Annotated in this window: 16 protein-coding genes; 2 read left to right on the top strand and 14 right to left on the bottom strand. The window is 59.8% G+C overall.

What is annotated here, in order from left to right; translation table 11 throughout:
* Positions 1-107 precede the first annotated feature (107 nt).
* Together AC50YL_RS31660 and AC50YL_RS31655 are read right to left on the bottom strand one after the other, a co-directional pair.
* Positions 108-1,316: a glycosyltransferase family 4 protein gene (locus AC50YL_RS31660; RefSeq protein ID WP_494837327.1), complete on the bottom strand. Its 1,209-nt coding sequence runs from the start codon at positions 1,314-1,316 to the stop codon at positions 108-110.
* Positions 1,303-2,310, bottom strand: a complete 1,008-nt coding sequence (locus AC50YL_RS31655; protein ID WP_494837438.1) for a lysylphosphatidylglycerol synthase domain-containing protein — start codon at positions 2,308-2,310, stop codon at positions 1,303-1,305. Before AC50YL_RS31655 ends, AC50YL_RS31660 begins: the two co-directional genes overlap by 14 nt.
* A gap of 272 nt (positions 2,311-2,582) precedes the next feature.
* Between AC50YL_RS31655 and AC50YL_RS31650 the strand changes: the two genes are divergently transcribed.
* The gene (locus tag AC50YL_RS31650) at positions 2,583-3,953 is read left to right on the top strand and encodes a dicarboxylate/amino acid:cation symporter (RefSeq protein ID WP_494837326.1); all 1,371 of its coding nucleotides are present in this window, start codon (positions 2,583-2,585) and stop codon (positions 3,951-3,953) included.
* A 171-nt stretch (positions 3,954-4,124) separates the two neighbouring features.
* On the opposite strand, the gene AC50YL_RS31645 is transcribed toward AC50YL_RS31650, so the two are convergent.
* The 12 genes from AC50YL_RS31645 to AC50YL_RS31590 all read right to left on the bottom strand — a co-directional run bounded on the left by AC50YL_RS31645 (position 4,125) and on the right by AC50YL_RS31590 (position 18,241).
* Complete coding sequence (locus AC50YL_RS31645; protein ID WP_494837325.1) at positions 4,125-4,679, bottom strand: TlpA family protein disulfide reductase; 555 nt, start codon at positions 4,677-4,679, stop codon at positions 4,125-4,127.
* Positions 4,680-4,693: 14 nt separating this feature from the next.
* Positions 4,694-5,395 (bottom strand): cytochrome c biogenesis protein CcdA, encoded by a 702-nt coding sequence (locus AC50YL_RS31640; RefSeq protein ID WP_494837323.1) that lies wholly within the window; start codon positions 5,393-5,395, stop codon positions 4,694-4,696.
* Positions 5,396-5,491: 96 nt separating this feature from the next.
* On the bottom strand, positions 5,492-7,711 hold the full coding sequence (locus AC50YL_RS31635; protein ID WP_494837321.1) for an S-layer homology domain-containing protein: 2,220 nt from the start codon (positions 7,709-7,711) through the stop codon (positions 5,492-5,494).
* A gap of 72 nt (positions 7,712-7,783) precedes the next feature.
* Positions 7,784-8,620 (bottom strand): hypothetical protein, encoded by an 837-nt coding sequence (locus AC50YL_RS31630; protein ID WP_494837320.1) that lies wholly within the window; start codon positions 8,618-8,620, stop codon positions 7,784-7,786.
* Positions 8,621-8,953: 333 nt separating this feature from the next.
* Positions 8,954-11,890 carry an S-layer homology domain-containing protein gene (locus AC50YL_RS31625; RefSeq protein WP_494837319.1) on the bottom strand — a complete coding sequence of 979 codons (2,937 nt, stop codon included), beginning with the start codon at positions 11,888-11,890 and terminating at the stop codon, positions 8,954-8,956.
* Positions 11,891-11,937: 47 nt separating this feature from the next.
* Positions 11,938-12,792, bottom strand: coding sequence for a hypothetical protein (locus tag AC50YL_RS31620; protein WP_494837318.1), 855 nt, complete (start codon positions 12,790-12,792; stop codon positions 11,938-11,940).
* Between the two features lie 425 nt (positions 12,793-13,217).
* Positions 13,218-13,847 carry an acyl-CoA-like ligand-binding transcription factor gene (locus AC50YL_RS31615; RefSeq protein WP_494837317.1) on the bottom strand — a complete coding sequence of 210 codons (630 nt, stop codon included), beginning with the start codon at positions 13,845-13,847 and terminating at the stop codon, positions 13,218-13,220.
* Positions 13,848-13,882: 35 nt separating this feature from the next.
* Complete coding sequence (locus tag AC50YL_RS31610; protein ID WP_494837316.1) at positions 13,883-15,436, bottom strand: MDR family MFS transporter; 1,554 nt, start codon at positions 15,434-15,436, stop codon at positions 13,883-13,885.
* A 233-nt stretch (positions 15,437-15,669) separates the two neighbouring features.
* Positions 15,670-15,795, bottom strand: coding sequence for a hypothetical protein (locus AC50YL_RS31605; protein ID WP_494837314.1), 126 nt, complete (start codon positions 15,793-15,795; stop codon positions 15,670-15,672).
* Between the two features lie 81 nt (positions 15,796-15,876).
* Entirely contained in the window at positions 15,877-16,086 is a 210-nt protein-coding gene (locus AC50YL_RS31600) for a hypothetical protein (RefSeq protein ID WP_494837313.1), read from the bottom strand.
* A 34-nt stretch (positions 16,087-16,120) separates the two neighbouring features.
* Complete coding sequence (locus AC50YL_RS31595; RefSeq protein ID WP_494837312.1) at positions 16,121-17,155, bottom strand: FecCD family ABC transporter permease; 1,035 nt, start codon at positions 17,153-17,155, stop codon at positions 16,121-16,123.
* 3 nt (positions 17,156-17,158) lie between these two features.
* The gene (locus AC50YL_RS31590; protein ID WP_494837310.1) at positions 17,159-18,241 is read right to left on the bottom strand and encodes a FecCD family ABC transporter permease; all 1,083 of its coding nucleotides are present in this window, start codon (positions 18,239-18,241) and stop codon (positions 17,159-17,161) included.
* Positions 18,242-18,559: 318 nt separating this feature from the next.
* Between AC50YL_RS31590 and AC50YL_RS31585 the strand changes: the two genes are divergently transcribed.
* The gene (locus AC50YL_RS31585; RefSeq protein ID WP_494837309.1) at positions 18,560-19,366 is read left to right on the top strand and encodes a DUF6492 family protein; all 807 of its coding nucleotides are present in this window, start codon (positions 18,560-18,562) and stop codon (positions 19,364-19,366) included.
* The last annotated feature ends 29 nt before the right edge of the window (positions 19,367-19,395 follow it).

The raw sequence follows: 19,395 nt of genomic DNA, 5'->3' as shown, positions 1-19,395 counted from the left end.
TGCGGGATCGAAAGCTTGCGCCAGCAAAAATGCAAAAAAGAGCAGCCTTCCCGCCTTGGCGCAGGATTGCTGCTCTTTTCTCTATTCCGCGGCCGGCCGAACCCGCCCTAGCGGGCGTTCTGCCTGGCGGATTCGCGTGCCAGCCGGCGCGCGACGCGGACCGACGGCAGGGCGCAGATCCGCCCGATGTACTGATCGAACCTATCCGCGAGCACGTCATGCTGAAACTCCGTTTTCGCGCGATGATACCCGTCGCGCACGAGCCGTTCCCGCAGGACTTCGTCGCGCGCGAGGCGGACGACGCTGTCCGCGATTTGGTTCACGGATTCCGGATCGACGAGCAGGCCCGTCACGCCGTCAAGCACCGCTTCCGAAGCGCCGCCCGAGCGTCCGGCGATCACCGGCACGCCGGCCGAAGCCGCCTCCAAATACACGATGCCGAACCCTTCCGCGTCCCCTTGCTCCAGCTCCCGGCACACCATGATGAATTGCTGCGACAGGCTGTAATAGTCGTTCAACCGTTCGCTCCCGCTCACGCTGCCCACGAACACGACGGCATCCGCGACGCCCGTCGTCCGCGCGAGCTGCTCCAGGCGCTCGCGCGCGGGACCGTCCCCGACGATGACGTAGACGGCATGCGGAATTTGCTTCAAGATCGCCGGCATCGCCTCGATAACCCGGTCATGACCTTTGCGGGTGACCAGCCGTCCGACGGACAACAAGACGTACTTGCCTTCCAGTCCGAGCTGCTCCAGCAGTTCTTCGTCGGCCGGCTTCCGATCGTACACCTGCTCGACGCCGGGATTGACGATGCCGATCCGGCGCGGATCGACCCCGTAATCCTCCACCAGCCGTTTGGTGAATTTGCTGTTCGTCAGCACCCCGTCGGCTTTGCGCAGGATCAGCTTCACGACCGCGTTCAGCCCGATGAACCGCCGGAACATGAGCATATCCATGCCGTGGGTCGAAATCACGTACCGGCGTCCGCCGAACACCCGGAACAGCAGCCCGATGAATCCGATCAGCACGTAGCCGTACAGCGTAACGTCCGGCTCCTCGCCGCGCAGCGTGCGCCGCACCTGCCGGAACAAACGACCCCAGCTCGAGATATCCGCCCGCTCGCCCCGCATGAAGGCGCCCCGCACGATCCGAAGCTGCTCCTGCTCGTCGAACGCGTCGCTTCCCGGGTACTCCGGCGCAACGACCGTCATGTCATGCTTCGTATGTTTGGATAAATTATAGTAATAGTTTTGCATGCCGCCGATGCCAGGCGGAAACACGCCTGCCACGAGAACGATTTTTCTACGTTTCATCATAGGACTTCACCCTTCTCGCCGAGTAGCTGACCGCTCGCACGATCGCCCAAAACATGATTTCCGCCATCATATTCCACAATCGCGCGATCACGGAAATATAAATCGCGGTCTCCGCACCTAATTTCAAGGACAGGAAATAGACCAGAAAGCCTTCCCGTACCCCGAGCCCGCCCGGAAGCGGACTGAATAAGCCGAGCAGCCAGGAGGTCGCGAACGTCCCCGCGGCGTATAACAAACCGATATCGCCCCTGCCGAAGCTGTTGATCAGCATCCAAAAGGCGATCCCCATCACGAAATGACTGCCGAGAAAACAAACGAGGTACCCGAAAAACTGATTGCGGGTCAACCCTGCGTCCAATCCCGTTTCGGCCGCGGCCTTCCCGGTTCCGATCGAAGCCATCAGCTTGCCGATGATGCGCTGCAGCGCCTTCCAGCGAGAAGCGCGGACGAACAGCGTGCGAATGCGGGCTGTGCCCCGGTCGTAATAGACGTAGGCTAGCGCGAAGACCGCAAGAACGGCGGCGATGCAGAGCAGCGGAGCAATGTTCAGGCTTACCAGGAGGATCAGCGCATAACTGAGCGCCGCGGAGACGAGCAGAATGTTCTCGTAGACGATAGACGCGAGCTGCGCATCCAGCGGGACGCCCGCGCGCGTGGCAAGCACGACCCGGCCCGCGTAATTCCAGAACCCTCCGGGGAGGTATTTGGCGAACTGCGAGTCGATGAACATTCGCAATCCGTCGAGCAGCCGCAGCTTGACGCCGGCCTGCCGTTTGACGGCTTCCGCTCCGGCCGCATTGACGATCAGCACCCAGATGGCGGCTTGAAGCATGAGGAAGAAAGCAAAAACCAGCATGGAGGAATAAAATTGCACGTTCGCATGCACCAGGAAGGATTCGATATCCGCCAATTTCAGCGGCACGTTCCGCACGACGAAGAAGACAATGATTCCGACAAGCGCGAGCTTGAGTACCGGCGGCGCCACTCTTCGCATCACTGCCACCTCTTCACCACCTCTCGGGCTCGGTAGAAATCATCCTTCAATTGTAACCGCGAACTGTTTACGTAATGTCAACCGAAACGCCGATTCGAATTAAATCCTGCCGGGCCGCGTCCGGAGCGGCCCGTATTCGCGTTCGAACCATTAACGTGCCGAATGGTTAATGAAATAAATATTTCCAACGCGTATTGACAATAAACGGGGATATGAGTAGAGTTAGTCTATAATTCCAATTATTCTTATCGGTTTAGGAGGGTATAACAACAATGGGGCAAATAGACAACAATTTCCTGTCCGCCATTGAATCGAACTGGTACAGCTTCGCGACTTCGATTTTCGTCTTTTGGATCTTATTCTCGCTTGCCCGCAAACGGATCAGCTTCGGCAAACGGGTCCTGATCGGACTCGGCATCGGAGTGGTCACCGGCATTCTGTTCCAAAATCTCGACTTCGATACGAAGGCCATCTCGACGTTCGGCAGCATTTACGTCAGCTTGATCCGCATGCTCGTCGTGCCGCTCGTGTTCATTCTCGTGTTGAACAGCATTTCGTCGCTCACCAACCTGGAGTACCTGCGCAAGATCGGGCTCAAGACGTTCGCCTGGTTCCTCGGGACGACCGGCGTCGGCTCCATCATCGGCCTGCTCGTCGCCCTGCTGCTGAACCCGGGGAGCGGCATCCAGCAAGCGGCTCCGGCGGATTTTCAGGCGCGCGAAATTCCGACCTTCTCCGAGGTCATCCTGGACATGGTGCCGTCCAACCCCATTAACGAGGCGGCCGAAGGCAAAGTGGTGCCGCTGCTCATCTTCGCGATTTTCCTGGCCGTGGCGATCATTAAGATCGGCTCGCGCAACGCGGAGGCCGTCAAGCCCGTACGCGATCTGATCGGCTCGGTCACGCAAGTGCTGCACCAAGTCGTCAAATTCATCATCCGCCTTACCCCTTACGGCGTCTTCGCCCTGATCGCCGGCGTAACGTCGCATTACGGCTGGGACACGCTGCAAGAGCTAGGCAGGGTCATCATCACGTCGTACGTCGCGCTCATCATTCATTTCGTCTTGGTATTCGGCGGTCTGGTGCTGCTCGTTGCCAAAGTGAATCCGATCAAATTCTTCCGCAAGATCTACCCGACGATCACCGTCGCGTTCACGACCCGAAGCAGCTATGCCACGCTTCCCGTAAATCTGGAGGTCATTACCAAACGGCTGCACGTCTCGCCGCGGATCGCAAGCTTCGTGGCTCCGCTCGGCGCTTCCGTCAACTTCAACGCCTGCGGAGGGATCTGGCCGGCGATCGTGACCGTCTTCACCGCACACGTGTATAACATCGATCTGGCGTTTACGGACTACATCGTGCTCGTCTTCGTCAGCATTATTTCGTCCATCGGCGTTGCCGGCGTACCGGGCCCGGCCGTCATCTCGACCACCGTCGTTCTGACCGCGCTCGGACTGCCGCTGGAAGGCATCGCGATCGTCGCGGGCGTCGAAGCTTTGATCGACATGGGCCGCACGGCCGTCAACGCAACGGGCACGACCGTCACCTCCCTGCTCGTGGCCAACTCCGAAGGCGAGTTCGACCGCGAAGCCTTCAACAACCGGGATGACGACGAGGAAATCTCGCTCCAGCCCGCGCACTGATCCGCTGCCCTGAGGCAGCCGAATGAAAGCCCTTCGTTTCCCGCCAGGGATGACGGAGGGCTTTCTGCCGCGAAACGTACCGCAGGGCGAACGAAAAGCGCCGCCGCAGCCTAGCCGCGGCGGCATTGCGCTTCGGAATCGCGATACGGAATGCGAGTAACCGCCGCGATATTATTGCGCCAGCACGACCGGATCCAATGCCTCCCGCATCTGCGCCTCCGTCATCGCTCCGACGCGTTTATGCTTGACGTTGCCGAGCGGATCCACGATGATCGAGACGGGAATCGAGGTAATGCCGTACGCTTCCGTCAACTTCTTCTTCTCGTCGAGCAGGACGCGGAACGGATAGCCGTGCGATTGGATGTAATCCAGGGCCGTCTGCCGATTCTCGCCGACATTCACGGTCGCGACCACGACGTTCCGATCCTTGTACGCTTCGCTTACCTTCTGCAGGGCGGGCATTTCTTTCTTGCAGTATTTGCACCAGGTCGTCCAGAAATTGAGATATACCGTACGCCCTCTCAGCTCGCGCATGGACACATGGTTCCCTTCCAGATCCGTCAGCGTAAAATCAAGCGCGCGGGCCGTTTCCTCGGCGGAAGCCGCTTCCGATCCGAGGCTGGATGCCTCGCTCACGTCGTAGTGGCTGGTTACGTACACCGCGCCTGCCACGACGGCGGCTGCGGCAAGCGACGCCGCGCCCCACAGTACCCCTTTTCTCTTCATCGCTCCGACTCTCCTTATAGATTGAACAATCCGGCGTTTTGACTGATGAACGCGAGCTTGTCGGTAAAGACGAGCACTCCCATCGCGATCATGACGATGCCGCTCGCGACGGAAATCGCCGGGAGATGCCTTGTGATTTTTTTCAGATAGTTCGTTAGATTGCCCACCAGGAGCGCGGCCAGCAGCAGCGGCAGCGCCAAGCCCAACGAATAAACCGCGAGGAGCAGGACGCCTTTCCCGATCGTGGACATGCTGCCCGCGTAGATCAGAATGGACGAAAGAATCGGACCGACGCACGGCGTCCAGCCGGCCGCGAAAGCCATGCCGAGCAGCAACGAGCCGATGGCCGTCCTCTCTCTTCTTCCGCTCGTTTGGAACAGTCTCTTCTCGGCGTAGAACGCTTTGATCTTGAAAATCCCCGTCGTGTGCAGCCCGAATACGATGATCAGACCCCCGCCGATCTGCTTCACGAGCGTCGAATTCGTCGCGAGCAGCCTGCCGACGGAACTGACGGACACGCCGAGCAGCATGAACACGGCCGAGAAGCCGAGCACGAAGAAACCGGCCTCGATCAACACGCGCAGCTTCGCTTGGCTGCTCTGCAGCTCGGGCAGCGACGCGCCGACGAGATGGCTGAGATAGACCGGGATGAGCGGCAGGACGCAGGGCGATAAGAACGAGAGCAGCCCGGCCGAAAACGCGAGTAGGATATCCATGCTTTCTTCTCCTCGTTGCAGGCGAGGCATCGCCTTCTGCGGAAATGGGTAAAATGGGCAGCCGAATGGATGCCCATTTTGATGAAATATGGCGTTCTATTCGTTCGAAAGCAGGTTGTACAGCACTTGCGCGACTTCCGCTCTCGTCGACAATCCCGCCGGGTTCAGCTTGCCTCCGCTGCCGGTTACGACGCCGCTTTTCACGAGCGCTTGGAAGGCATCCCCTGCATAGCCGGGAATTTGGCCCGCATCGGCGAAGCTCGACAATGCCGGACCGGCATCGCCCGCAGGCAGCTTGCCGAGCACGTCAAGCGCGCGGTACAACAGCGTGAACAAATCTTGGCGCGTGATGGCTTTGGACGGCGCATAGCGATTGTCGCCCAGCCCCGTCGTGATGCCGAGACGTTTCGCCGCGCCGAGGTATGGCGTGTAATACGTATCGCCCGCATCGGCGAAGTTGCTTGCTTCGGTTTCATTCGGCTCGATGCCGTACGCTTTCAGCAGCAGCACGAGGAATTGGCCGCGCGTCACGTTCGCCGACGGGCTGTAATGCGTGGCGTCGGTACCGGACGCAATGCCGTTCGCGGCTAGGTAGCCGACGGCTTCGCTATACCAGGCCGAGGACGGAACATCCGCGAAAGCCGCATTCGTCGCCGTCGCAGCCGGAACGACTACATTCACCGATTGGCCGGCCGCGTATGGCACCTGCACCGGCGCGATCAACGTCGTGACCCCGTCCGCTTTGCTGCTGATCGGACCGTTGAAGCCCGGTTTGGCCGCGTAACGGACATTGTACGTGCCCGGCGCAAGGCCTGTAATGGCCGTTCCCGTAACCGGCGCGTAGTCGGTCGCGCCTGCGGCTTTGTACTCCAGCGCCGCGTTCGCGCCCGTGATTTGTCCGTTATTGCCCGCCGTCGGCGCAACGCCCGTCAATCCGGACGGTACCGACTCCAGGCGGGAAAACAAGTTATCGAGCGCCGCCTTGTACGTGGCGTTCGGCGATACGCCGTTCGATTTGTAATCCGGCTGGATGTTGGTCCACGAGTACATCAGCTCCACGTGGCCCAGAATCGGCGCGCTCTTGCCTGCGGCGTCTTTATTGTCTTTGTTGTAAACGTACAGATAAGGGACCTGCAGCTTGTTGGCTACGACGTCTTTGCCGCTCGCATCCTTGTAGCTCACGTTCGTCGTATCTTTCACGTATTGCGTCTGGATATTCGTCAAATAGGTATTGGCCAGATCCACGTACAAGTTGGCGTACGGGTGACCGTTACCCCGAACCATCAGACGGTCGTTCTCATGGGAATCGAATGTCGGCAAGTCCGTCTTCGTCACGTCGACGCCGGCATCCAACCGCGGATCCCACATGTAGACCTTGTCGACCTTGTATTTATGGGCGTACTCGTTGATGAATTTGATGGCCGCCTGCGTATTCGGGCACCAGGATCCGCCGAAGAGGATCACGTAGTCGCCTTCGCTGCCGAGCAGCTTCGTCAGCTCGTGGTACGTGACATGCTCGAATACGAGCTGGCCGTCCGTGCCGTCGAAAATATCGCGGCCGACGTTCGGGGAATTGAACTTGACGTTCTTGTTGAACGCGGGTGCGATAAAATCGTTGCTCGCGATCGTCTTGTAGTCCGCGGCCGGCGCGGCGCCGAACACGTCCTTCGCTTGCGCCTTGAAGGCGTCGGCTTTCGCTGCGTCTTCGGTGCCGCCGATTTGGAAATCGGCGGCGGAGCTGCCGTTCTTGATGAATTTGACGATCGGCTGGCTGTTGGCGCCGTTCTTATGGTCTTTATTGTAGATAAACAGGAACGTTTGGTTCTTCACGTCCGCTGCCGGGCTCGTCGCGACCGCATTGCCGTTCGCGTCTTTCTCCGTCAGGTATTTGGCAACGAGATCGGTGTACAGGCTGGCGAACGGATTGGCGCTGTCCGCCAAATCCAGGCTGACGCCGTCGAGCTTCGTGTCGAAGTTGTAGATCGTGGAGACACCGTAAGCTTTCGCCGCTTGATCGATGTAGCCGATCTCGGCTTGAGTGCTCGGCACGGAAGCCCCGCCGAACAAGACGGCATAGGTGCCGGCGCTTTCGAAGATATGCGCGATATCCTCGTAGGTTGCCGTCTTGAACACATGGCCCGCATCCTTCAGATTCGGATAAACGTCGCTGAAATAGTCGAAATGGCCGGCCGGACTGACGGAATTCGGAACGGCTGCCGCATTATTCGCGGCGGCGTTCGCGGATAGAACCGGGATGGACAGGATAAGGGCCAGAAGCAAGGCAACGAGCCTTGCCGCGGAAACGGATTTTCTCATAAGGGCTGGGTCTCCTAGTCAAGTTAGTAGTGGGATTGCGGCTTATTGCGTGCTTCGGTCGTCGGCCGGTCCTTAAGGGCAAACTTCTTCTTCGGACGAACCGGAGGACGGCTGCGTGTCGGACGGCGCGGAGACCGGGTCCGAGGAATCAGTGGACGAAGACGGCTCCGACGAAGACGAACCGGAGGACGGCTGCGAAGGCGCGGATACGGTCTCCGGCGCTTTCTCTTCTTTGGAAGCGACGATCGATCCGACCTTCTTCGGACCCTTCTCGACAGGCGCGGATACAGTAGCCGTATCGGCTGCCGTAGTCACGGGAGCCGCGGACGCTGCCGATGATTTGGAAGGCTGGTTGTTTGCCGATGGCGTCGATGCTTTCGGCTGGGACGCCGCTGCCGCAGGCTTGTTTGTTTTCGGTTGTTCGGTTTTCGGCTGTTCGGCTTTCGATTGTTCGGCTTTATGCTGTTCCGTCGTCGACGGCGCAGGCGTCTGCTCAGCCGGTTTGGACGTGTCCGTCAAGACGGCCGTCTTCACTTTCGCTTGGCTGACGGCGGAACCTGCATCGACAACCGGGGAGGACGGCTTTTCTTGCGCCGCCGGCGTACTAGCGGTTTGCGGGTCGTTGGTTGCTTCCGGCGCGGCCGGCTGGCCGGCTGCCGCCGTGGAAACCGCGGCGTCGGAAGGCGTGACGTCCACTGCCGCCGATTCGGTCGTTGCCGGTTCGCTTTGCAACGAAGCGGCTTGATCTTGCGTAACGGCCGATTGCGTAGTTCCGGCAGTCGCCGGCGCCGCTGCCGGATCGTTCTGCGGCTGCTTATTCGCATAGACCGCCGCATAGGTCAGGACCAGGAATACGGCAGTTCCGATAATAAAGGACAACGTGGATTTGGTTACGAGTTTCTTTTTCATTCTGACTTCAACCCCTCGCGTAATAGTAGGAAATAACGGCTTTCGGATAAAAAAAGAAGATCCAACGAGGGACGCGACAAAGTCGCATGCGCTCATTGAATCTCTGGCGGTCCAGTAGAATCGATCGTTCCCTATTATCCGATAACGCTTTCGTTCGGTTTGCTTAGTCTTATATTAATTACCATGACTTTCCTTGTCAACTATTTTTCCTATAAATTTAGTCGGAATTAAATTTCCGCAGCTATTCTTCCTCGAACGAGCCTCGTCAGACTAAAACGCAAGGAAGGAACGGGTATCCGGTTGGATGCCCGTTCCTTGAGGAAAATCAAGATGCTATTCGTTCGAAAGCAGCTTGTACAGCACTTGCGCCACTTCGGCCCTCGTCGTCAATCCCGCGGGGTTCAGCTTGCCGCCGCTGCCGGTTACGACGCCGCCCTTCACGAGCGCTTGGAACGCATCCTGCGCGTAGCCGGCGATCTTGCCCGCATCGGCGAAGCTCGATACGGCCGGTCCGGCATCGCCCGAAGGCAGCTTGCCGAGCACGTCGAGCGCGCGGAAGAGCAGGGTGAACAAGTCTTGGCGGTTAATCGCCTTATCGGGCGCGAACAGATTGTCGCCGAGTCCCGTCGTAATGCCGAGACGTTTTGCCGCTCCGAGGTATTGCGTGTAGTACGTATTGCCCGCATCCGCGAAATTGTTCGCTTCGGCTTCGTTCGGCTCGATGCCGTACGCCTTCAGCAGCAGCACGAGGAACTGGCCGCGCGTCACGTTCGCCAGCGGGCTGTAGTGCGTATCGTCGGTGCCGGACGCGATGTCCCGCGCAGCCAGGAAGGTAACGGCCTTGCCGTACCAAGCCGCATCGGAAACGTCATCGAAGGCGACCTTGTTGTACGCCACGATGTATTGCGAGAAATGCGCCGTCACGAAATCCACGGTGCCCGTCGCCGGGTTGTACCTGCCGCTTACCGGCTCCAAGTACCCGTCATCCGTAATGTAATACACGATGATGGCATTCAGATCCTCGCCGGTTTTCGGCGCGTAAGGTACGCTGACCTTGACGATGCCTCCTCCAAAGTCGGAAACCAAGGTATCGCCTACTTTAACCGAGAGATCGTACACGGGTCTGTCGCCCAACACTTCTTTGCCTTCGTCGGTCAATTCGCGCTTGGCGATTTCGACCGTTACGTCGCCCGTTCCGGCGGCGCTGATGGTTTTCAACGCCTGCGCGTCGAATTGAATGGTGCCGACGGCGGCGTAGTTGATTTTCACTTGCGCTTTCGTGTTCGCCGCTACATCGTCGATCGCGGCGCGCGGAATGCTGATTTGGGCCGTCTGCGTGTCCGCTGTGGAGGCCACTTTAAGCTCGACGACCGCGGCATTGCCGGCCGTTTCCGTCTTCTTGGCGCTGTCGACCAGCGCGGCCGCGGCTTCCTTGGTTACGACGGCCGTCGTGTTGCCGTCGGCGTCGGTCTTGGTCGGAACGTCAATGGAAGAAGTCGTCGTCGATCCGGATGTTGTCGTCGTTACGCCGTCATCCTTGACCGGAGTCGTGCTCCCGCCCGTATTGCCGCCACCGGTATTGCCGCCGCCGGTTGGTCCGGCCGGAACGACGACGTCCACCGATTCGCCCGCCGCGTACAGCACCTGCGTCGGCGCGATCAGCGTGGTGACGCCGTTCGCTCTGGCGCTGACCGGACCATGAAAGCCCGGCTTCGCCGCGTAGCGGACATTGTACGTGCCCGCCGCCAGCCCGGCAATGCTCGTGCCCGTGACCGGCGCGTAGTTGGCCGCTCCCGCAGCCTTATACTCCAGCGCCGCGGTTACGCCCGTGATCTGGCCATCGTTGTTCGCCGACGTCGTCGGCGCTACGCCGGCTGCCTGCGCCGGAACGGATTCCAGACGGGAGAACAGCGCGTCCAGCGCCGTCTTGTAGGTCGCGTTCGGTGATACGCCGTTCGATGCGTAGTCCGGCTGAATGTTCGTCCACGAGTACATCAGCTCCACGTGGCCGAGAATCGGCGCGCTGCTGCCGGCCGCGTCTTTGTTGTCCTTGTTGTAGATGTACAGGTACGGCACTTGCAGCTTGTTCGCGACGACGTCCTGGCCGTTGCCGTCCTTGTACGTCACGTTCGTCGTGCCTTTGACGTATTGCGTCTGGATGTTCGTCAGGTACTTATTGACCAGATCCACGTACAGGTTCGCGTACGGATGGCCGGTTCCCCGCACCATCAGGCGGTCGATGTCATGGGAATCGAAATCGGGCGAATCGCTCTGCGTGACGTCCACGCCCGCATCCAGCCGCGGATCCCACATGTACACCTTGTCGATGTTGTATTTCTTCGCGTACTCGTTGATGAACTTGATGGCCGCCTGCGTGTTCGGGCACCAGGATCCGCCAAAGAGGATCGCATAGTTGCCGTGGCTGTCGAGCAGCTTCGTCAGCTCGTGGTATGTCACATGCTCGAACACGAGCTGTCCGTCCTCCGCTCCGAAGATGTCACGGCCGACGTTCGGCGAGTTGTGCTTCACGTTCTTGTTGAAGGCCGGTTCAAAGAGATCGTTGTTGGCGATCGTCTTGTAGTCCGCCGCCGGCGCAGCGCCCAACACGTTCTGAACCTGCGCCTTGAACGCGTCTACTTTGGACGCGTCCACCGCGCCGTCCGTCAGGAAGTCCGCCGCGCTGCCGTCGTTCTTCAAGGAAGCCACGATCGGCTGGCTGTTGTCGCCGTTCTTGTGGTCCTTGTCGTAGACGAACAGGAACGTCTGATCCTTCACGTCGGCCGCCGGGCTAGCCCCGACCGCCGCGCCAGCCGCATCCTTCTCCGTCAAGTATTTGTTGACGAGGTCGGTATACACGCTGGCGAACGCGTTGCCGCTGTCCGCGATGTCCAAGGTGAGTCCGTCCAGCTTGGTGTCGAAATTATAGATCGTGGAGATGCCGTAGGCCTTGGCCACCTGATCGATGTAGCCGATCTCGGCCTGCGTGCTCGGCAGAGACGCCCCGCCGAACAGGATCGCATACTCGCCCTCGCTGCCGAGGATATGCGCAAGGTCCTCGTAGGTAACCGTCTTAAACACATGGCTCGCGTCGTTCAAGCTTGGATAGACGTCGCTGAAATAATCGTAATGGCTCGTTGCGCCGGTGCCGCTGCCTGTCGAGACGACGGCCGAAGAATCGCCGGCATCGGCGTTTGCGGAAAACGCCGGCACCGAGATGAGCAAGGCAAGCAGCAAGGCAATGATCCTTGCCGCGAAAGTAGGTTTCCTCATATGGCTATAGCTCCTAGTTTAGATTGAGTGGGAATGGAATGGCTGGATTAGCCGCAATCTTCAATGCCGCAATCTTCGTCGTCCGAAGAACCGGGATCTGACGGCGCAGGTGCCGTATCCGGATTGGAAGCGCTCGGCGAAGACGAGCCGGAATTCGACGAAGACGAAGGGGACGATTGCGGAGAGGCGGATTCGACCGCCGTCTCAGGCGCTTTTTCTTCCTTGGCCGCTACGATGGAACCGACTTTCTTCGGCGCTTTCTCTACGGGCGCGGACACCGGTACCGTATTCTCTGCCGCATTGGAAGCAGGCGCGGACACCGCAGCCGCCGGTTTGGATGCTGACGGTGTGGATGCCGGCGCGGAAGCTTTCGGCTGAGACGCATTCGATGCCGCCGGTTTGGCAGGCGCTTTCGGCTGGGCTTCCGTTGTTTTCGGCGCTTCTTCCTTGGAAGCGGAAGGCTGCGTCAGCACGGCCGTCTTGAGCTTAGCTTGGTTCGAGACGGAGCTTGCATTGCCGGATGGCTGCGATGGCGTGCCTTGCGCCGCTTCCTTCGTGTCCGCCGGCTGCGTTGGCTCGTCTTGCGCAGCAAGTTGTTTTGCAGTCTCGGCCGGTTGTTCTGCCGCCGCAGGCTGCGCCGCGCCCGTTTGGGACGCGTCTTGCTGCGCGGTTTCCGTGACGGCAGCGGTTTCGGTAACGACGGCCGTTTCGGTCGCCGCAGGCTGCTCGGTTTCCGCGCCCGCGGATTGCGGGGCGGCCGCTTGGTTCGTTTCGGCCGCGGCCGGCGCGTCGGACGGATCGTTTTGCGTTTGTTTGTTCGCGTTGACGGCGGCGAACGTCAGCGCCAGGAAGACCGCGCTTGCGATAACGAAAGATAATGTCGTTTTGGTCAGCTTTTTCATGCGGTAGAACAACCCCTCTGCTATCGATTTTGGCAAGCTTGTTCGATGAATCTGTTCAACGTAACGACAGTTGCCTTGCATCTTGCGGTTAAATCTCTCGGTCGTCCCTCCCGTTAGGATAGTTCCGGATAAAAAAAGAAGATCCAACGAGCGCGCTGCGTTCAAGCGCTCATTGAATCTCTGGTTGGTCCAGTAGATAGATCGTTCCAAGTCATCCGACAAAACCGTCGTTGGTTTACATATCCATATCTTAAATACCTGACACCGCCTTGTCAATGCTTTTCCTATCGATTTTGTCGGAATTAAGTCTCCGCATTCGACATAGGAAAGGAGACTTCAAAGGAATATCGGTACTTCGCCCGCGGTTAACCCCGTGGCACGACAAAAAAAGGATACCGTCACCGTCGGTGACGACATCCTCGATATCAATCCTGCCGGCTTCCCAGCGTTCCGAGCGGCAAACCCGCCTCGTACAGCGCCAGCGCCTGGTCGACGACCGCGGTGAAATCCGCGTCCGGGTGCTCGGAGCAATACAGCTGCACCGCCATCATCGCCCCCATGACGGAGCCGGCGAACATCATGACTTCGAAGTCGTCCCGGGGGCGACCCAGCCGGTCCGCCACCAGACGCGCGATCATGAGCAGCGTATCGTTCAGTTGGATGAGCGAGGCGGCGCGCAGCTCCGGCACGGACATCATGAGCGCTACCCGCTCGCCAAGCGATTCTTGCTCCTCGCGCGTCATCTCCGCGAAGCCTTCCTTTACCGCCGCCCGGAACGCCTGAATCAGGCTCTTGCCGGCCGGCTGTTTCAGGAACGCTTCGATCAGCAGCTCATCGTCGTCGTCCTCCAGCACCAGCGCTTCCTTCGTCGGGAAGTAGCGGAAGAACGTGCTCGGCGAGATTTCGCTCGCCTCGGCGATCTGCTCGATCGTCGTCGCGTCGTAGCCCTGCTCGCGGAACAGGCGCATCCCTTGCTGCTGCAGCGTGCGGCGGGTCTTCAGCTTCTTCTTCTCGCGAAGTCCCATCTTCGCCGGCTCCGGAATATCCTCGGACATGGCCGCATCACCTCTTTCGTCCCATTGTACAAGCTTTAGCTTTGCGCATCCAGTACGGCGGCCGGCGATTGGGCTTCTTTGTCCTTATCCTTCTCTTGATCCTTGCCGGACGAGACGTTCAGCACTTCCCGCTTCAGGAACAGGCAGATGACGACCACGACGATCGCAAAGACGAACGATACCCAGTAGAGATGCTGGAATGCGTTGGAAAAGACGCCTTTGATCTGCTCTGCCAAGCCCGGGTCGAGCCCTTGCGGAATGCCGCCTTGCGCGGCGTTGCCGAGCTGCTGGGCGCTGTCGGCCGGCATATCGCCCGCCAGCTTGCCGATGCCCGACGTGATATTGGCGGCAAGCAGGCTGCCGAAGATGCTGACGCCGATCGTCATGCCGAACGATTGGAACAGGGTGACCGACGTCAGCGCGACGCCGCTGTTTTCTTTGGCGACGGATTCCTGCACGATCAGATTATTGTTGAATAAAACCCCGAAGCCGAGCCCCAGAATAACGAAGTACCCGACGAGCGCGATAATCTTCGTATGCATGTCGATGCTGGTCATCAGGAAGAAGGCCAGCGCCGGCAGCAGCATGGAGACGGCGAAAATATTGCGGTACGGCACCTTCGTCATGAGCCGTCCGGAGACGACGCTCGCGAGGATCGCGCCGACCATGAGCGGCAGCGTCAGGTAGCCGGATGCGATCGGCGTCAGGCCGAGCACGTTCTGCGCGAAGAACGGGAACGAAGCGAACGATCCCATGACCCCGAGCACGAGCATGAACACGATGAGCGACAGGACGACGAACGTCCGGTTCTTGAAGAGATGCATCGGCAGGATCGGCTCCTTGGCCTTCCGCTCGACGAAGACGAACACGGTCAACAGCACGGCGCCGAGCGTCCACAGGCCGATCAGCGTCGGCGAGCTCCAGGCATAGCCCTCCGTCTCGTGCAGCACAGGCGTCAGCAGCAGCGATACAATCGAGCAGACGAGCAGGAACGCGCCCGCCCAGTCGATGCTCGCGCTTTTGTTGCCCGTGGACTCCCGCAAGCCCGCGGAGAGCACGATCGCAGCCACGATGCCCACGGGAATGTTAACCCAGAAGATCCAATGCCATGAGATATGTTGGGTCAAATACCCGCCGATGAGCGGTCCCAGCAGCTGCGGCACGAACATGATCGCGCCGAAAATCCCTTGCATCTTTGCCCTTTGCTCAACCGTAAACGTGTCCCCGAAGATCACCATCGCAAGCGGCATCAGCCCGCCGGCCCCGATCCCTTGGATGCCGCGTCCCAGCAGCAGCACGGGCATGTTCTCCGCGAAGCCGCTCACGATCGAACCGGCGATGAACAAGCTCATGCTGAGGATGTAAATTTTCTTGCGGCCGTACAGATCGGCCAGCTTGCCGAGAATCGGCATGAAGGACGTCATCGTCAGCATGTAGATGCCGGCAACCCATCCGTACAGCGACAATCCGTTCAGATCGCGGATGATCGTGGGCATGGCCGTGCTGACGACCGTCTCGTCGAGCTCCGAAAATATAATACCGATAATCAAACCAATGACGATAAGCGCCTTATTGTTCGTTCTGGTCAAAACCGCAGCCTCCTCTTTCGCTTTCCTTCTACAGTGAGAGTTTATATAAAATAATAGTGACTGTCAATTTAAACATTGTGTCAAAATTATCAAGGCCTAAGCCTGCTCTCAACCGTTGGGTTCGTGAAAAAGATACCCTGCCAATATGAACGGGGAATGAACGGATTCGGGGCGAAGACGGTTTTTTTAACGATGCGTTGTTCATGAACGAAGAAGGTTTTGAACGTTGCCTATTAAGAACGAAGCCCGTTCCGCCGCGTCATCCAGTCTACCGCTCCCGCGAGCTGCGCCGTCAGCGAGAGGGGTTCCTCGCGGACCCAGTCGTCGGTTCCGGTCCAGACGTATATCACCGGTACCATGATTCCACCACCTCGTTGTCTCGCAATAAAGAAAGAAGTCCTCCGGCCGCGGCCGGAGAACTTTGGTTCGTTGGATCGCTATTATTTGCCGAGAAGCTTGATCGCGTCGTCCAATTGGGCGCTGAACGACATGACGTCGTAGGAGAACCACAGATCTCCGTCGACCGCGTACACCTTGCCGTTCTTCACGGCCGGGAGGTTCTTCCATAGGCTGCTCTCGCTGACCTCCTTGACGAAGTCCGGGTCATTGTCGAACGTCACGAGAAAGAGCCGGGGCAACAAGGCCGACAAACGGACGCGGCCGCATGTCCGGATTTTTCGGGGTTCAGCCTTTGGAGCGAACGAGCAGGTACAGGAAATACGGCGCGCCGATGACGGCGACGACCAGGCCGGCCGGAATCTCCGACGGCTGGAGCACCCATCTGCCGAGCGTGTCGGCCACCAGCACGAGCAGCGCCCCCGCGAGCGCGGTCGTCGGCAGCAGAATCTGGAAGCGCGCGCCGACCAGGCGCCGCGCGAGATGCGGCGTGATGAGCCCGACGAAGCCGATGCTCCCGCTCACCGCGACGCACGAGCCCGCGAGGCCGACGGCCGCCGCAAGCAGCAGCAGCTGCTCCCGGTTGACGAACGCGCCGAGTCCCGTCGCCATGGAATTGCCGAGGCTCAGCACGTTGACCGTATGCGCCTTGTAGAATACGTAAGGCAGCAGCACGACGATGAAGGGCAGCAGCGCCATGACGAAGTTCCAGTCCTTGCCCCAGATGCTGCCGGCCATCCAGGTCGAGACGAACTGGAACTGCTCCGGATTGAGCCGCAGCGAGATGACGATCGTCAGCGCGGAGATGCCGGAGTTGATGGCGATGCCGTTCATCAGCAGCCGGTTCGAGGACAGGCCCGTATGCTTGCGATAGGAAATCATGAACACGAGCAGCGCCGCGACGCCGGCTCCGGCCCAGGCCAAGATCGGCAGCAGGTATGCGGGCGCGGAAGCCGCGGACGAGTAGAAGGCGACGAACACCAGCACGGCCAGCCCCGCGCCGGCATTGATGCCGAGAATCCCGGGATCGGCGAGCGCGTTGCGCGAGATCGCCTGCAGCACGCTGCCGGAGACGGCGAGCCCCGCGCCGATCAGGACCGAGATGACGATTCGCGGCAGCCGGAAGTCGAACAGGATCAGATGCTGCTGATCCGTGCCGGAGCCGAACAGCGTGCGCAGCAGGTCGAGCGGCGATAACCGGATGAAGCCCGTGTTCATGCTGAGAATGAAAGCCAAGACGATGAGTGCGAGCAGCGCCGCCACGGTAATGACGTTGCGTTTGCGCCTGCGCAGCTCGGCGGACGTGAGTTCGATCGTGCGCATCGGCTACAGCTCCCTCCTTTCCTTGTTCGCGAGATACAGGAAGAAAGGAACGCCGATCAGCGCGATGAGCGCCCCAATGGGCGTCTCGTACGGCGGATGGACGGTTCTCGCGGCGAGATCCGCGAAGGTGACGAGCACCGCGCCCAGCACGCCGGACGCCGGGATGATCCACCGGTAATCGATGCCGACGAGCTTGCGGGCCACGTGCGGCGCAAGCAGGCCGACGAAGGAGACCGCGCCGACGACCGAGACGGCGGAGCCCGCGAGGACGACGACGATGACGGTGCAGGCGGCCTTCACGGGACCGGAGCGCAGCCCGAGCCCCTTGGCGATGTCTTCGCCCAGGCTGAGCAGCGTCACGGAACGCGAGAGGGCAAACGCGCCGGCCAGGGCGAGGAAGATCCAGGGCGACATGATCTTGAGATGCATCCATCTCGTGCCCGCGACCCCGCCCGCGAACCAGAACGCCATGTCCTGGCCGATGCGGAAATACAACTGCAATCCTTCGCTGAACGCCGTGAACAGCGCGGACAGCGTGACCCCGGCAAGCACGAGCCGGACGGGCGTGAGCCCGCCCTTGGCGACGGAGCCGAGCGCGAAGACGATCGCGGCGCTAAGCGCGGCGCCGACGAAGGAGAACAGAATGAGGTATGTATACGGCAGTCCCGGGAAGAACGCGAAGCAGATCGCGAGCGCGAAGCCGGCGCCGGCATTCAAGCCGAGCAGGCCCGAGTCCGCCAGCGGATTGCGCGTCATGCCCTGCATGATGGCCCCGGATACGCCGAAGCTGGCGCCGACCATGACGCAGCCGAGCACCCGCGGCAGTCGCAGCTCCTGAATGATCTGATGCGAGGTCAGATCAGGATTATAGCGGAAGACCGCCTCCCATACCGTCAGGATGCCGATGTCCGCGGCGCCGAACGAGACGGATATGCCGACGCCCGCCGCGAGCAGGAGCAGGCCGAAGAAGATGACCAGCATGGCCGTCCGCGGACGGGAATAGATCCGATTCAGCGCCTCGGCGGGTTCCTCCCGCGGAGCCTCCGCCGGTTCGTGCTGAGGGTGTTGTTGCGCGATGGTTTTCACGATTCCGAATCTCCAGTCTGTGTCGAATAGGAACATCCCGCGCGGGGACAATCCTTTTCTAATGATTGTAGTTGATAATGATTCTCAACGTCAATCAAAAATGTTGGCTTCCCTTGAACGCCGCTTCGGCATTCGGAAAATAGGGCCGCCACGGATGCCTAACTTTTCCGGCAGCCGCTCGCTCCCCTTTCCCGGTTTCCGCCGTTTTTCCGCGCGGACGGCAGGATTTCTCCCGAATCCTCCCGGTTTCCCCCGATGTCCTTTTATCCCGCGGCCGCATATCATGATCCCATTCCTTGACCAAATGGAGATGAAACTATGCCGGCCCCCATCACGAGCAAAATCAGCAGCAAGACCACGATAGATGTCCTGATCCCCGCGATCGAGAAGGATTTGTCCACGCTCCCCTACGTCATCGACGCCGTCCGGAAGCAAGTGAAGCATCCCCTCGGCAAAATCATGATCGTCGCTCCGAACCGGCCGCGGATGCGGAAGCTGTGCAAGCGGAAAGGCTGCGCGTTCGTCAATGAAAACACGGTTCTTCCGATCACGAAGAAAACCATCCGTTACCGCTCGAAGAAATGGGAACGGTCCGGCTGGCTGTTCCAGCAATTATTGAAGATGAGCGGCGATAGGCTGTCTTCCGCGAAGTATTTCCTGGCGATCGACGCCGACACCGTGCTCATTCGCCCGCATGCGTTCAGAACCGGCGGCCGGACGCTCTTCTATTGCCGGAACTGGAGCCAGCCCGAATACTTCAGAACCTACAAGAAGCTGCTGGGCAAGAAAGCAGCCTCGCCTTCGTCCTTCGTCACCCACTACATGCTGTTCGAGAACGCGAAGCTCCGGCAGCTCAAGAGGACCATCGCATCCAAGCACGGCATGAGCTGGCATGCGGCGATCCTGAAGAAAATGGACCGTTCGAAGCAGTTCGCCTTCTCCGAATTCGAAACGTACGGCAATTTCCTCTATGCCCAAAATCCAAGCGGACTCGCGCTCCGGAAGGCGCTCAACAAGAGCCTGTCGACGAACGTCGCGCGCGTCACGCCGAAGCGGATCAAGACGCTCGCCAAGAAATACCGCTCGATCTCGTTCCATAAACGCAAAGGGTATACGCGAAAATAAGCGCCCGCCAGAGGCCGCTCCAACCTTGA

Source organism: Paenibacillus sp. J22P277, from assembly GCF_059383675.1.
The sequence above is the reverse complement of the archived record's forward strand: the minus strand, read 5'-3'. Positions and strand labels throughout refer to the sequence as shown.

What these genes read in the sequence shown, in the direction of transcription:
- AC50YL_RS31660 (WP_494837327.1), bottom strand. Translation starts at nt 1,316, where the DNA reads ATGATGAAACGTAGAAAAATCGTTCTCGTGGCAGGCGTGTTTCCGCCT.
- AC50YL_RS31655 (WP_494837438.1), bottom strand. Translation starts at nt 2,310, where the DNA reads ATGCGAAGAGTGGCGCCGCCGGTACTCAAGCTCGCGCTTGTCGGAATC.
- AC50YL_RS31650 (WP_494837326.1), top strand. Translation starts at nt 2,583, where the DNA reads ATGGGGCAAATAGACAACAATTTCCTGTCCGCCATTGAATCGAACTGG.
- AC50YL_RS31645 (WP_494837325.1), bottom strand. Translation starts at nt 4,679, where the DNA reads ATGAAGAGAAAAGGGGTACTGTGGGGCGCGGCGTCGCTTGCCGCAGCC.
- AC50YL_RS31640 (WP_494837323.1), bottom strand. Translation starts at nt 5,395, where the DNA reads ATGGATATCCTACTCGCGTTTTCGGCCGGGCTGCTCTCGTTCTTATCG.
- AC50YL_RS31635 (WP_494837321.1), bottom strand. Translation starts at nt 7,711, where the DNA reads ATGAGAAAATCCGTTTCCGCGGCAAGGCTCGTTGCCTTGCTTCTGGCC.
- AC50YL_RS31630 (WP_494837320.1), bottom strand. Translation starts at nt 8,620, where the DNA reads ATGAAAAAGAAACTCGTAACCAAATCCACGTTGTCCTTTATTATCGGA.
- AC50YL_RS31625 (WP_494837319.1), bottom strand. Translation starts at nt 11,890, where the DNA reads ATGAGGAAACCTACTTTCGCGGCAAGGATCATTGCCTTGCTGCTTGCC.
- AC50YL_RS31620 (WP_494837318.1), bottom strand. Translation starts at nt 12,792, where the DNA reads ATGAAAAAGCTGACCAAAACGACATTATCTTTCGTTATCGCAAGCGCG.
- AC50YL_RS31615 (WP_494837317.1), bottom strand. Translation starts at nt 13,847, where the DNA reads ATGTCCGAGGATATTCCGGAGCCGGCGAAGATGGGACTTCGCGAGAAG.
- AC50YL_RS31605 (WP_494837314.1), bottom strand. Translation starts at nt 15,795, where the DNA reads ATGGTACCGGTGATATACGTCTGGACCGGAACCGACGACTGGGTCCGC.
- AC50YL_RS31595 (WP_494837312.1), bottom strand. Translation starts at nt 17,155, where the DNA reads ATGCGCACGATCGAACTCACGTCCGCCGAGCTGCGCAGGCGCAAACGC.
- AC50YL_RS31585 (WP_494837309.1), top strand. Translation starts at nt 18,560, where the DNA reads ATGCCGGCCCCCATCACGAGCAAAATCAGCAGCAAGACCACGATAGAT.